Consider the following 14,347-nt stretch of genomic DNA (forward strand, 5'->3'; position numbering starts at 1 on the left):
TAATAGTGTTTGTAGGAGAATGGGAATGGAAAATCATAATAACGGAATTTTATTAGAGAGCGGAACAAATGAATTAGAAATTATCCTCTTTGAGCTTGGAAATGAATATTATGCTATTAATGTACTCAAAACGAGAGAAATTATCACCCCGGTAGCGATAACAAGTATACCCATGGCTCCTAATTTTGTTGAAGGTGTTATTCATCTAAGAGGAGAAATTATTCCAGTCATTAACTTGGCGGAAATTGTAAGTAAGCAACCGTCTGTAAATCCAGATTCTGATCGGTTTATCATTGCAGAAATGAACCAAGTTAAGATTGCATTCCGGGTTCATAAAGTGAATCGGATCAATCGAATTTCTTGGGAACAAATTGAAAAACCAAGTGACCTGGCAACAGGTAATCAACCATATGCTACAGGAATAATCAAATTAACGGATGAAACCCTTGCGGTATTTTTAGATATAGAGAAGATTATCTCCGAAATTAATCCGGAGCTTGCAGGAAACGTAGATAGCATCCAAACGTTAGGTGAACGAAAGCGTTCGGATAAGAAAATTGTAATTGCGGAAGACTCTGCAGTTTTGCGGGAGTTATTAAAGGATACGCTAAAGAAATCAGGCTATAGTAACGTTACGTTCTTCCATAATGGGAAAGAAGCTTGGGATTATTTGGAGAAGTTGGCTGAGGATTTGTCCGTGCATCCCGAGGAATCTGTCCAACTCATTCTCACGGATATCGAAATGCCTCAAATGGATGGTCATCATTTGACTCATCGAATTAAACATCATCATCGTTTGAGCGGAATACCAGTTATCATCTTTTCTTCTCTTATCACAGATGACCTTTACCATAAAGGTGAAAAAGTTGGTGCAAGTGCTCAAGTGAGTAAGCCGCAACTAGTCAACTTAGTACAAGAAATTGATACGTACATCTTATAAATAAAAATCGACTCGATTAGGTAATTTGTCAAAATCGAGTCGGTTTTTTAATTGAGTCAATTTAAGACGGTCATTTTTTTACTTGTTTAAGTTTATGTGAAAAAATGCACATAATATCAATTGATCCAGGATGAATAAAGACTTATTGGATGAACGGTGGTCTCTTATAATAAAGTTGAGCTCAGAAATATTAAATATTATTCCTAACAAAGTGGATATTCATTCCACGGGAGAAGCTCTATTAACAGTATTATTAACCAATTGTTTTATTCACTCATCGGGCAATAATAAAAAACACAAGCCCACCAAATCAAAAGGAGGCGTTTTTGATGGAAACAACGTACAAAGGTACGAATAAATTGATTACAGGTATCGTCTTTGGTGTAATTTCATTCTGGTTATTTGCTCAATCAATGGTAAATATAGTTCCGGCGGTTCAATCTGATTTAGGTGTTTCGTTAGGTACGTTAAACGTAGCGATCAGCCTTTCAGCCTTATTCTCAGGTATGTTCATTGTAGTTGCAGGTGGTTTAGCTGACAGGTTGGGACGTAAGAAAGTTACCTATGTCGGTCTAATTCTAAGTGTTATTGGTTCACTGTGTCTTGTATTAGCGAACGGAGCATTCCTTTTGGTTATAGGCCGTATCCTTCAAGGTTTATCTGCAGCTGCGATTATGCCAGCGACAATTGCTTTAGTGAAGGAATACTTCGAAGGTCCTGAACGCCAACGTGCACTTAGTTATTGGTCCATAGGTTCTTGGGGTGGTTCTGGTCTCTGTTCCTTCTTCGGTGGTGTAGTTGCAACATCTATGGGATGGAAATGGATCTTTATCTTCTCCATCATCTTCTCTTTATTGGCTATGTGGTTGATTAAAGAAGTTCCTGAAAGTAAAGCAGTATCTCAAGGTAAATTCAAGTTTGACTTTGGTGGACTAGGGATATTCATTATAACAATGTTAGCTCTAAACGTATTCATTACTCAAGGTGCTGAATTAGGTTGGACAAACCCATTAACGATTGGACTTGCGGTAGTTACTGTGGTTGGTATCTATGCATTCGTCAAATACGAAGGTAAACGTGAAAATGCATTGATTGACTTTAAAATGTTCTCAATCAAACCGTATACTGGGGCTACCATTTCTAACTTCTTATTGAATGCAGTAGCTGGTACGTTAATTGTTGCAAATACGTATGTGCAAGTGGGACGTGGGTTCAGTTCATTCCAATCAGGGATGGTGAGAAAATTATGCAACGTACAGGAGCGAAAAAACCAATGGTTTGGGGTACGACCCTTACGTTAATCGGTGTTGGTGTTATGGGACTTACCTTCCTGCCAGATTTAATTTATACAATCGTCGTATTTGTGGGATTCATCCTCTTTGGATTAGGACTTGGTTTTTACGCAACTCCTTCAACTGATACAGCAGTATCATATGCACCTGAAAATAAAGTTGGGGAAGCATCAGGAGTGTACAAAATGGCAAGTTCTTTAGGTAATGCATTTGGAGTAGCTATTTCAGCCACTGTGTACGGTGCAGTAACGGCTTTTGCTAGTGTAGATGTGGCCGCAACAGCTGGGATTATTACAAACGTCATTTTTGCTCTTCTAGCCCTCGTCTCCATTGTGGTATTTGTACCAAATGATACAGGGGCAGAAAATCTTTCTCAGCCAGCTGTCAAAATCAAGCCTGCAAAACAAGGCTAATTTTAAAAGGGAGTCGGTTCAAATGAGAAGCCAATTAATGGAAATGTTAGAAGCGCGTAAAGAAGAAATGATTGAAATCAGACGCCATCTTCATGAATATCCAGAAATATCCTTTGAGGAAGAAAAAACAGCGCAGTATATAGCAGATTTTTATAAAGGTAAAGATGTTGAAATAGAAACAAATGTCGGTAATGGTTACGGTATTATCGTGACCATTACCGGTGGAAAATCAGGCAAAAAGATCGGACTGCGGGCAGACTTTGATGCGCTGCCGATACAAGAAGAGGCAGATGTACCATTCAAGTCGAAAAATGAAGGAGTCATGCATGCATGTGGTCATGATGCTCACACCGCATACTTAATGGTCCTTGCAGATTGTCTCATACAGTTGAAAGATGATTTGAACGGTACGGTAAAAATCATTCATCAGCACGCAGAAGAAGTTCCGCCAGGTGGAGCAAAAAGTATCGTCGAATCTGGAAAGCTTGACGACTTGGATGCGATATTTGGGATTCATGTCCTTCCAATGGATGAAGCTGGTGTTGTTGGTTATCATAGCGGTTATTCCTTTAACGGCAGATCTTATTTTAAATTGAAAGTACAAGGTCAGGGTGGGCATGGCTCATCTCCACATAAAGCGAATGACTCAATCGTTGCGGGAGCCCATTTTGTGACCTCTGTTCAAACAATCGTCAGCCGCAGACTGAACCCAATGGATGTTGGGGTGATTACGATTGGTTCCTTTGACGGGAAAGGAACATTTAACGTCATAAAAGACAGTGTTGAAATCGAAGGGGATATCCGTTATATGAGTAAGGAGAGCCGTGAAGTAATTGAAAAAGAATTGAAGCGGATTGCAGAGGGAATTGGAGTACAATTCGGTGTTGAATGTATTCTAGATTACGAACCGGATTATCCACCTCTATATAATGACCCAGAGTACACAGATTTTGTTGTACAAACTTTAAAAGAGGCGAATGATAAGGATATTAAAGAAATCAAAGAATATCCAGCATTGTCACCATCAGAAGACTTTGCATATTACTTGGAAAAAATACCTGGTTGCTACTTCTTTATTGGATGTACACCAAAAGGAGTAAAAGAACCATATTTCAACCATCATCCTAAATTTAATATTGATGAAGATTCCATCCTTGTAGCAGCAAAAGCAGTCGGTCATGTTGTATGTGGGTACTTTGAAAAAAATCAATAAAACATGAGAAACGCATGAAATTCAGGAGCGCTTGTTCCTAAAGTTCATGCGTTTTTTGGTTAATATCATAAGTAAGTGGGAAAATATAATAACTTCACATGTTAAACTCTTTTGGCCCTGGTTCCCAATACCATACACCATTTCTTTCTTTTTTGGTGATTGCTTCTTTTGCTTCTAAATAGTGCAGGAAACTCAATGCATCGGAAAGAAGGGTGAAGAAAATTTTTTCATATTTATTTGGATGACGTTGTTTAACAATTTCGCTTCCCGTTCTAATATCTGCCTCAATTGATGAGAGGAAACTTCTTGCTTTCGCATCGATTGCATCCAGTCTTCTTTGAGCCAGCTTTACAGGCTCTTCAATCACTTTGCCATGACCTGACAAGGCAATTTCTGGTTTTAACTCAATAATTTTTTTCAAGGAACCGATATGATGTTCTAATGCAGCAATCGGACTGCCGTCAAAAGCGGGCTCTACGAAAGCATTACTTCTTAAATGGTCGATAAGCAAATCCCCAAGAAAGATAATTTTCTCATCCTGTAAATAAAATGCTACTTGATCCGGTGCGTGGCCAGGAATTCCGATGACCTGGAAGCCGAATAAATTATCAGAATTTATGGCATGCACATTCCAATCTAACGCCGTTTTGGTTTTATTCATTTGTCTATCGTATCGGGCATCCGCCTGTTCCCGACCGTAGCTGCCAGTGTTAAATTTCTCGGTTATTTCAAGGAAGAATTGGTAGCTTCTATATAAAAATTCAGGATCACCTTTTAGTTTTGGTAAAGCATATGGGTGGATATAAACTGGAGTGTCCTGTAGTTTTGCGATCCGGTGTACAAGCCCTACATGATCGAAATGATGATGCGTTAATAGTATAGCCGTTAAATCGCTCAGTTCAAAACCATGAACCTGTAAAGTGTGCTGTAGATATTCCCAATATGAATCATTGTCAAGACCAGCATCAATGAGGAAAAGCGATTCGCTTTTTTTGACGAGATAAAAATTGATGCTTTTTAGCATATTAGGTGTTTCTATTTCTAAAGGGATGATTTTGGTATTTATTTTATCCATTAATGCTGTCATAGAAGGCGTCCTCCTTGTATCAACCGAAAGTTCTTATTAAAGTATGATAGTAGCTCTATCTTTTCATATCATTTCTTAAAATTCAAATAGATGCTCTTAAAATTTAACAAAGCAATAGAACATGTTATCCTTACGAATGAACACTGAAAAAATACATAGGAGGTTACCATAATGAACGCAAACGAAGAACGAATTTGGAAACCCTATACTTTTAAAAGTGGAATGGAAGTTCGAAATAGATTATTTATGGCGCCAATGACAAATTATTCATCTAATCCTGATGGTTCTATACATGAAGATGAAATTACTTATTATCGTCGCCGCTCCCAAGGGGTTGGTGCAGTCGTCACCGCTGTAGCTCATGTAACACCCGGCGGTCAAGGGTTTGATGGGCAAGTCGGTGTAGATCGAGATGCACTGATTCCCGGTTTATCTCGAGTTGCAGAAGCTATAAAGTCTGGCGGTGCAAAGGCGATACTTCAAATATTCCATGCAGGGCGATTAAGCAGACCACATCTGGTACCTGATGGAGATATTACAGCACCAAGTAATATTCCGGCGGAAAGTCGTGGAATGCCAGGTCCGACGCCGAGAGAATTAACAACCGTAGAAATAGAAGAAATCATTGAAGCTTTTGGGAAGGCTACAGTTCGGGCGATTAAAGCCGGCTTTGATGGCGTGGAAATCCATGGTGCGAATGGATATCTGATTCAACAATTCTTTTCGCCGCACGCAAATCGTAAAAATGATAAGTACGGCGGTACATTAGAGAAAAGAATGACATTCTCGCTTGCAGTTATTGATTCTGTGCAGAAGGCGGTAAGTGAACATGCAGATGAACCATTTATTGTCGGATACCGGTTCTCACCTGAAGAGCCTGATACACCAGGAATTACGATGGCGGAAACATTGCCATTTATTGATGTACTTGCTGAAAAGGATTTGGATTATTTGCACGTTTCGCTTGGCGAGTTTTGGTCAAAGGCGAGAAGAGGTGCTGATTCAGACAGAACAAGGATTGACTTACTTTTGGAGCAGATCAATAATCGAGTTCCATTAGTTAGCGTTGGTTCAATCCGTACATCTGAAGATGCATTTAAGGCAATGCAATCGGGAGTTGACTTTTTAGCTCTAGGAAGAGCTTTAGTGATTGACCCTGAATGGGTAGAGAAAACGAAGGAAGGAAAATATTCGGAAATCGAAACAGTGCTTGATTTACATGCCAAAGATAGGCTGGATATTCCGGAACGGTTTTGGAAAGTCATTTTATCAGTACCAGGTTGGTTCCCGGGTGTAAATTGATGCGTTACCTAGAAGTAAAATTTGGAGAGTTTTCAAGGAAACTGAACCGGTTTGTAGCCGAAGTCTTTATTGATGGGCAACTGGAAAAGGTACACATTAAAAATACTGGACGTTTAATTGAAGTGTTAAAGCCTGGTGCAACAGTTGCATTGGAACCCTCGAATAATCCAAAGCGAGTAACCCGTTATTCGATCATTGCTGCTAAGAAGGAAGAAAAGTGGGTCAATATTGATTCTCAGGTACCTAATAGCGTCGTTTATGAGGCTTTAAAAAAGGGAAAGTTAATGCAATTCGTAGGAGTTACTGATATCAAACGGGAAGTCCGCTATGAAAGCAGCCGGTTTGATCTTTTTTATTATCGGGATAAAATACCGGGTTTTATTGAAGTAAAGGGAGTAACTTTAGAACAGGATGGTGTAGCCATGTTTCCGGATGCACCGACGACTAGAGGGACAAGGCATGTCAATACATTAATCCAGGCAAAAGATGAAGGATTTGAGGCGACCATTCTTTTTATTGTTCAAATGGGTGGATGTCATCTCTTCACACCGTATAAGGATATGGATATTGCGTTTTATCAAATGTTGAAGGAGGCTGCGGTCAAAGGAGTGCAACTGCTTGCCTATGACTGCGAAGTGACAGAATCTACTATTCAACTAAACAATCAAATACCGATTCATATATAATTATGTTGCAGGTTTATATATTATAAGGAAAAGCAAGCATTGGAGTGATCGGCATGGATTTCCTTAAGAAGATTAGAGCATCTAAATTAGGTACAATTAGTTTGCCTAAAAAAGAACGGACAGAACTTGGTTTTGAACCTGGCACCCTAATGGAATTGCATTTGCAAGGTGAGGAAATTTGGATTTATCACTCGCAAAACGATGCGAATAAAAATCAACGCAATCTATCGAATAAAGGAACTTTAACGATTCCTGCAGAATTCCGCAATTTATTGAACATCACCAGAGAGACGGAACTTTATCTTTTCGTTGATAGGGAGATGGAAGCTTTCATCATTAAGTTAAACGATTCAATAGAGTAGTAATCTTAAATTCTGAAAATTATCGTTAACGGTGATACAATGAAAAAGATTACATTACTTTTATGAGGTGACAGAATGAGATTTGAAGAATACGCAGCATACGATGCAGTAGGACTAGCAGAACTCTTAAAGAATAAAGAAGTCACAACGAAAGAATTGACGGAAATTGCACTGACACAGCTGGAAAAGGTTCAGCCAGAGCTTAACTTGGCTACCAGTATCAGGAAAGAAAAAGCATTACAGGAAGCGGAAAAGATAGAGGTTGGTAAAACACCTTTTGCAGGAGTTCCAACCATGTTGAAAAACGTTTCACAATCACTCCCGGGTGAAATTTTAAGTTCCGGGTCTAAACTACTTGCCAATTATGTAGCAGAAGGCGAGTCTAATTTTGTGAAAAAATTACGAGAATCAGGTTTTGTATTTTTAGGGCATACAAATACACCGGAATTCGCATTGAAAAATATAACAGAACCTAAATTATATGGACCTACTAGGAACCCTTGGAATCCAGAATATTCTCCAGGCGGTTCCAGCGGTGGAGCTGCGGCTGCTATTGCTTCAGGTGTTGTTCCGGTAGCAGGAGCAAGTGACGGAGGGGGTTCAATCAGAATACCTTCTTCTTTCTCCGGACTATTTGGTTTAAAGCCTACTAGAGGAAGAATGCCTGTTGGACCAGGCGCGGGTCGTGATTGGCAAGGGGCATCGATTAATTTTATGCTGACAAAAACGGTCCGGGATGCAGCAGCAATGATGGATGCATTGCAGACCTTCCAGCCTGAAGCAGCTTTCCATGCACCGGTGTTTGTCGATAATTATCAAGCGGCATTGAACATGGAAAACAAGAAACCGTTACGAATCGCATACACAACTGCTTCACCAGTGGGCACACCAGTTTCAGAGCATGCGAAAAATGCGGTCTTGAAAGTCGTCAAATGGTTGGAATCAGAAGGTCATGAAGTGGAAGAGCGGGATAATGGTGTTGATGGAATCCAGTTGATGCGGGATTATTACATCATGAACAGCGGAGAAATGAACATGACTGTAAAAGGTTTGGAGCAAGCGATCGGCCGTGAAATAACAGAAGATGATATTGAACTTGAAGGCTGGCTCATGCATGTCGCTGGTAAATCCATCTCTGGGGCTGACTTTTCTGCAAGTCTTGCATCATGGGACACAGCCGCGGCTCAGATGGCGAAACTGCATGAAACTTATGATTTCTACATTACACCAGCCACAGCAGATACTGCCCCGAAGATTGGACAGTTGGAGACTAGTGATGAAAAGCGGGAAGAGTACTTAAGAAAGATCCATGAAGGTAATCAAGCAGAACAGCAACAGCTCGTATATGATATGTTCCTTCCAAGTCTGACATATACTCCATTCGGCATGTTGGCGAACTTAACAGGTCAGCCAGCGATGTCTATGCCGGTCTATGTTTCAGAAGAAGGGTTACCGCTCGGTGTTCAAGTCATCGCATCAAAAGGTGAAGAACACCGCCTATTGCAGTTGGCACACCAACTAGAGCAAACCGACAACTGGATTGGACTGAAAGGCAACCCTTATTTTAAATAATGAAGTTATGAAGCAGTGAATCATTGGATTCACTGCTTTTTTTGATAGACGGTTATTTATAAACGCTCGAATAGGAAAGTTGAGCGCTCGCTCGGTCCTTCATTCTTGTTATTATGACCCGAATGACAAAATTGAGCGCTTGTTCGGTCCTTCATCCCTGTTATAAACGCCCGAACAGAAAAGTCGAGCGCTTATCAGGTCGCTCATCTCCGTTATAAACGCCCGAACAGAAGAGTTGAGCGCTCATTCGGTCGCTCATCCTCGTTATGAACGCCCGAACAGAAGAGTTGAGCACTCATTCGGTCGCTCATCCTCGTTATAAACGCCCGAACAGAAGAGTTGAGCACTCATTCGGTCTATCATCCTCGTTATGAACGCCCGAACAGAAGAGTTGAGCACTCATTCGGTCTATCATCCTCGTTATGAACGCCCGAACAGAAGAGTTGAGCACTCATTCGGTCGCTCATCTCCGTTATGAACGCCCGAACAGAAGAGTTGAGCACTCATTTGGTCCCTCATCCCCGTTATTATCGCCCGAAGAGAAAAGTTGAGCACTCATTCGGACCCTCATCCTCGTTATAAACGCCCGAACAGAAGAGTTGAGCACTCATTCGGTCACTCATCCTCGTTATGAACGCTCGAACAGAAGAGTTGAGCACTCATTCGGTCGCTCATCCTCGTTATGAACGCCCAAGAGAAAAGTTGAGCACTCTTTCAGCCCTTCATCCCCCGCCATACTCACCAAAAAGAAAGCATGTGAGTCTTAATCCAAATGAACCATACAAACAAAACCTGTAAATTAACAATCTTCCTTTTACTTCAATCACAATTTTTTGTATAGTGATAGTATAAATGTTTGTAAACTGTCTAATACTAGCTGATAGAATGATAGATTCCTATAGATAATTGGTGGAGAGAGGAACGGATAAGATGACAAGACTTACGGCCTATAACAAAAAAATCAGTCCTGTAATTGAAAATATGAACGAAGTGATGATCGGAAAAGCAGAGGTAATTACCTTAAGCTTAGTGGCTTTATTAGCACGAGGGCATGTTCTTTTAGAAGATGTACCAGGCGTTGGAAAAACCATGTTAGTAAAAGCTCTTGCTAAATCATTAGACTGTGATTTTAAAAGGATACAATTTACTCCGGATTTGCTACCTTCAGATGTAACAGGAGTTTCCATTTATAATCCTAAAGAAATGGAATTTGAATTTCGCGGAGGGCCAATTTTAGGAAATGTGATATTGGCTGACGAAATTAACCGAACCTCACCTAAGACCCAATCTGCACTACTTGAAGCCATGGAAGAGAAAAGTGTCAGTGTGGATGGCAGAACAATATCCTTAAATGATCCGTTCTTTGTAATGGCAACACAAAACCCGATTGAGTACGAAGGTACATACCCTTTACCTGAAGCTCAGCTCGACCGTTTTATCCTAAAGTTGAAAATTGGTTATCCGACTTTCAAAGAAGAAATTGAGCTTCTTGAAAGAACTTCAATGAACCACCCGATTGATACCATTCATGCAGTCCTATCCCGAGAAGAATTAATTGACATCCAAGAAGAAGTAAAAGACGTGTATATTGCTGATACAATTCAAACCTATATCGTAAATATAGTGAATCGGACAAGAGAACATCCATCATCATACCTTGGCGTCAGTCCCCGTGGTTCCATTGCATTGATGAGGGCAGCGAAAGCGTATGCATACATCAATAACAGGGATTATGTCCTGCCGGATGATGTGAAGTATTTGGCGCCTTTCGTATTGGTGCATCGGATAATCGTTTCATCTGAAGGTAGGTACAATGGAGATACTGGTGAGAGGATTATTGATTCGATTTTAAAATCAACTCATATTCCGGTTCGAAAGGAATTTAGCTGATGAAAGTTACGTTCCGTTTCATTGGTAATTTACTTTTTATTCTCACCTTGATTATCGTCTTGTTTTCTTATGCGATGTTCCAAGGCGGATTTGTAAGCTGGTTTTTGTTTTATAGTTTTCTTCCAATATTACTGTATCTTTTAGTTTTGGTCTGTTATCCGATAAAAAATTGGAAAGTAACGAGAGTATTGTCTGGCCGGCTTATTAAAGCTGGAGGTACAGCACAGGTTGTCCTAACGATTGAGCGGAAGTTTCCTTTTCCACTATATTACGGAATCTTTGAGGAAATCATGTCAGATTCGTTGAATAGGAAAGACAGGAAACACCATAACTATTCGCATTTAAATGAACCTGAAAAGTTATTGTTTACACGTTCGATGAAAAAAATCTTTCTCATCGGATTCCGAAAAAGGATAGAAATCCCCTTTAAGCTGGAAGAGCTACCAAGAGGGGAACATAAGCTGGAAGCTGTTCGGGTGAGAATCAGCGACGTGTTTGGCTTTGTAAAGAAAGAACATGTTTTTACTTTGGAAGATGAACTGCTTGTACAGCCTCATGAGAGGGAAATTAAATTAATCGATGGTGCCCAAAGTTTTGAACAGGGCCAAACAGCGGTAAATAGTTTTCAGCTCGAGAATACAACGGTAGCAACAGGTGTTAGGGAATATGAACCAGGTGATCGTTTCTCCTGGATCCACTGGAAACAAACGGCGAAGAACCAAATGGTGATGACAAAAGAATTTGAGATTGAAAGGAGCAACCAACTCCTACTTATTCTTGACGCTACGCTGCCTAAAAATATAAACCCCCTTGCTTTTGAAGCGAGTGTGGAACTGGCACTTTCGATGCTGGCTAAACTTGAAAACACCACATCTGACGTGCACTTATTGACCATTGGTTCGGAAGTCCGTAGCTTCTCCATTAGAGAATCCAATCAGTTGAAAGGGGATATCCGGTACTATCTGACTAAAATCCAGCCGGATGGAGAAGAGTCCTTTTCTCGATTGTTGAAGGAAACGATGCAGGGCCAGAAAAGACTGGAACGGTTGGTCATTTTCACTTCGTCTATTGACGACTTCTTTAGACTGACCATTCAGGAACTAAAACAGCGGACTGCCCAAATTGTGGTTATGTTTATCCAAGGTTCCGCCTTTATTTTAGAAAGCGAGCAGAAGATGATCGCTCAAATGAAAAAAGAAGGTACAAAAATTCATGTGTTGACGGAGAGACAGTTAGCAGCAACACCACTAGAGGTGAGTATCCGATGAAAGAGAGGAATCTAGTTACTATCCCACGTTTCTATACGGTTGCCCTATACCTTTGTGGTCTTTTTCTGTTTTTAGAATGGCTATATCCAATTGAGCAGGTCACGGATACGAGTAGTATTTCCATCTTTGTCCTCTATGCCGTGTTCTGCTTTTTCATTTCAGTGCTTCAATTGAAATGGTGGGTCAGCTTTCTTTTAAAAGGGTTTGGTCTCGCTTTTATTTTAAATGGACTTTATTTTGAAATGACGTTTCTTAGTCGGGAATGGTTTAATCGTCTTGCAATGGAATTGATGATTAATATTGATATTCTCGTCTCGCAAAATTGGTATTATTTGAGTCCATTGTTCCGTAGCTTTTTATTCTTGTTGCTCATCTGGTTGATGAGCTATTTATTGCACTACTGGTTCGTACAAATGAAACGCATTTTCTTGTTCATCTTTTTGACGTTCGTTTATATTACCGTGTTGGATACATTCACGATGTATGACGCTACATTTGCGATTATACGCATCTTTGTCATCTCTTTAGTTGCACTTGCGATGTCTAATTTTAATCGTGAACTGGAAAGGGAACGTTTATCCTTCAAACGGATTAAAAATAAAGTGCCGTGGAGTGTGCCGCTTATTCTCACTATTGTCTTTTCTGTATTTATAGGAGTACTCGCACCAAAACTGGATCCGATTTGGCCAGATCCAGTTCCGTTTATTGAGAGTGCAGCAGAACAAGTGCGTGGCGGTTCAGGAGATGGTACTGTTCGTAAAGTAGGTTACGGTGAAGATGATAGTCAGCTTGGAGGTTCATTCATCCAGGATGATACGCCTGTCTTTACTGCGGAGGCAAGCCGAGACCAATATTGGCGGATTGAAACGAAAGATATTTATACAGGAAAAGGTTGGGAAACTTCAGGTGAACCAATGTACCGTGATCACTCACATCACGAATTTGTAATAGGTGCATTTCATCCTGAAGTCGAGACAGAAGAATTAACTGCAAGGATTACCTTCCAAGAAGGCCAGAATTTTAGTAAGCTCGTTTATCCTTATGGAATAAAAAGGGTGACAGACATTTCCCATGATGTGGTTTTACGTGTGGACTATCTCACGGAATCCATTGAGGCCCGTAGTAATGGAGAGCAGACGAAGCTGGATTATTATGAACTAGCTTATGAACATCCATCCTTCTCCCTGACTGCTTTACGGGAAGAAGCGGACGAAACATTTGATATATCTCATTACTTGCAACTGCCTGATTCGTTGCCGACAAGGGTCCAAGATTTGGCGCTTGAGATTACATCCGAATATGATAATCAATATGATAAAGCCAGAGCAATTGAACGTTATTTCAGCAGCAATGATTTTACGTATGAGACAACTGGAGTGGCGATACCTGGACCAGACGAGGATTATGTCGACCAATTTTTGTTTGAAACACAAATGGGATATTGTGATAATTTCTCAACTGCGATGGTTGTCATGCTCCGGTCAATTGATATTCCAGCCCGTTGGGTAAAAGGCTTTACCGGTGGAGAGGTGATCGGTGAAGGAAGCAACGAAGGTTATAATTTGTATCAAGTTACGAATGCCAATGCCCATTCTTGGGTTGAGGTGTATTTCCAGGAAATAGGCTGGGTGACGTTTGAACCGACCCAGGGGTTCTCCAATTTGACGGATTTTCATATGGAAAGTTCCGAAACAGATTATCAAGAATATGACGATGTACTGGAGGTGCCACATCAAGACCTTCCAGAGAATGATGTAGAAACAGAAGAGGATGAAGCAGAGCCGGTAATGGGACAAGGAGATAGCGGGGATGTTGAATTCTCATGGGTGCAGCTCGGTATCATTGTACTGATAATTTTAGGAATGGTGTTTATCATGTATAAACAGCGGTTAAAGATTAAAACTAAGTTACATGAATTCAAATTAGGGAAAAACAGGGATGAAAAATCATTCCAAGATGCTTATCTTCATTTATTAACTGTTCTCGAACATAAAGGTTACGGACGTAAAGAAGATCAGACGTTGAGGGAATTTGCAAAACGAGTGGATGCCCGTTATCTTACAGGTGAGATGCAAGTGTTGACAGCACACTATGAACAATTGCTCTACCGTGATGATTTTGACTCAACAGATCTCGAAAAGTTGATAGGCTTATGGAAGAAGTTGATAAAGGCTGTTTCTGCCAATTAGTTCATTCATTATTTTAGTTGTAGGTTGACCTTGTTACTCTTGGTTAGTAGAATGAAAATATTATCAATAGGTACGGTTAACAGATAACGGTATCTAATTAGACAGGAGTATAAGTGATGGAGAGAAAAGAATT

At 40.3% G+C, this 14,347-nt stretch carries 11 protein-coding genes and 1 pseudogene; 11 read left to right on the top strand and 1 reads right to left on the bottom strand.

Features of this window, described 5'->3' with window-relative positions:
- Window positions 1–25: 25 nt before the first annotated feature.
- The 3 genes and pseudogenes from ACFSBH_RS20245 (at window position 26) to ACFSBH_RS20255 (ending at window position 3,858) form a co-directional block, all read left to right on the top strand.
- Window positions 26–940 (top strand): chemotaxis protein, encoded by a 915-nt coding sequence (locus ACFSBH_RS20245; RefSeq protein ID WP_285853730.1) that lies wholly within the window; start codon window positions 26–28, stop codon window positions 938–940.
- A 326-nt stretch (window positions 941–1,266) separates the two neighbouring features.
- Window positions 1,267–2,645 (top strand): annotated as a pseudogene (locus tag ACFSBH_RS20250) (MFS transporter).
- Between the two features lie 22 nt (window positions 2,646–2,667).
- The gene (locus tag ACFSBH_RS20255; RefSeq protein ID WP_251514469.1) at window positions 2,668–3,858 is read left to right on the top strand and encodes an amidohydrolase; all 1,191 of its coding nucleotides are present in this window, start codon (window positions 2,668–2,670) and stop codon (window positions 3,856–3,858) included.
- 94 nt (window positions 3,859–3,952) lie between these two features.
- Here the strand turns inward: ACFSBH_RS20255 and ACFSBH_RS20260 are convergent, their stop codons facing one another.
- Complete coding sequence (locus ACFSBH_RS20260) at window positions 3,953–4,945, bottom strand: MBL fold metallo-hydrolase (RefSeq protein WP_251514470.1); 993 nt, start codon at window positions 4,943–4,945, stop codon at window positions 3,953–3,955.
- Between the two features lie 171 nt (window positions 4,946–5,116).
- Between ACFSBH_RS20260 and ACFSBH_RS20265 the strand changes: the two genes are divergently transcribed.
- The 8 genes from ACFSBH_RS20265 (at window position 5,117) to ACFSBH_RS20300 (ending at window position 14,214) form a co-directional block, all read left to right on the top strand.
- On the top strand, window positions 5,117–6,247 hold the full coding sequence (locus ACFSBH_RS20265) for an NADH-dependent flavin oxidoreductase (RefSeq protein WP_251514472.1): 1,131 nt from the start codon (window positions 5,117–5,119) through the stop codon (window positions 6,245–6,247).
- Window positions 6,247–6,933, top strand: coding sequence for a DNA/RNA nuclease SfsA (gene sfsA, locus ACFSBH_RS20270; RefSeq protein ID WP_251514473.1), 687 nt, complete (start codon window positions 6,247–6,249; stop codon window positions 6,931–6,933). The genes ACFSBH_RS20265 and sfsA overlap by 1 nt, the downstream gene beginning before the upstream one ends.
- Before the next feature lie 53 nt (window positions 6,934–6,986).
- Window positions 6,987–7,295, top strand: a complete 309-nt coding sequence (locus tag ACFSBH_RS20275) for an AbrB/MazE/SpoVT family DNA-binding domain-containing protein (protein ID WP_251514474.1) — start codon at window positions 6,987–6,989, stop codon at window positions 7,293–7,295.
- A gap of 75 nt (window positions 7,296–7,370) precedes the next feature.
- A complete protein-coding gene (locus tag ACFSBH_RS20280; protein ID WP_379599458.1) occupies window positions 7,371–8,867 on the top strand; it encodes an amidase in 1,497 nt (498 codons plus the stop codon).
- A 630-nt stretch (window positions 8,868–9,497) separates the two neighbouring features.
- Window positions 9,498–9,665 carry a hypothetical protein gene (locus ACFSBH_RS20285; protein ID WP_379599460.1) on the top strand — a complete coding sequence of 56 codons (168 nt, stop codon included), beginning with the start codon at window positions 9,498–9,500 and terminating at the stop codon, window positions 9,663–9,665.
- Window positions 9,666–9,797: 132 nt separating this feature from the next.
- Window positions 9,798–10,757, top strand: coding sequence for an AAA family ATPase (locus ACFSBH_RS20290; RefSeq protein WP_251517133.1), 960 nt, complete (start codon window positions 9,798–9,800; stop codon window positions 10,755–10,757).
- Window positions 10,757–12,025, top strand: a complete 1,269-nt coding sequence (locus tag ACFSBH_RS20295) for a DUF58 domain-containing protein (RefSeq protein ID WP_251517130.1) — start codon at window positions 10,757–10,759, stop codon at window positions 12,023–12,025. The genes ACFSBH_RS20290 and ACFSBH_RS20295 overlap by 1 nt, the downstream gene beginning before the upstream one ends.
- Entirely contained in the window at window positions 12,022–14,214 is a 2,193-nt protein-coding gene (locus tag ACFSBH_RS20300; RefSeq protein ID WP_251517128.1) for a transglutaminase TgpA family protein, read from the top strand. Before ACFSBH_RS20295 ends, ACFSBH_RS20300 begins: the two co-directional genes overlap by 4 nt.
- The last annotated feature ends 133 nt before the right edge of the window (window positions 14,215–14,347 follow it).

Source organism: Oceanobacillus luteolus, from assembly GCF_042678205.1.
Taxonomy (GTDB): Bacteria; Bacillota; Bacilli; order Bacillales; family Amphibacillaceae; genus Oceanobacillus; species Oceanobacillus luteolus.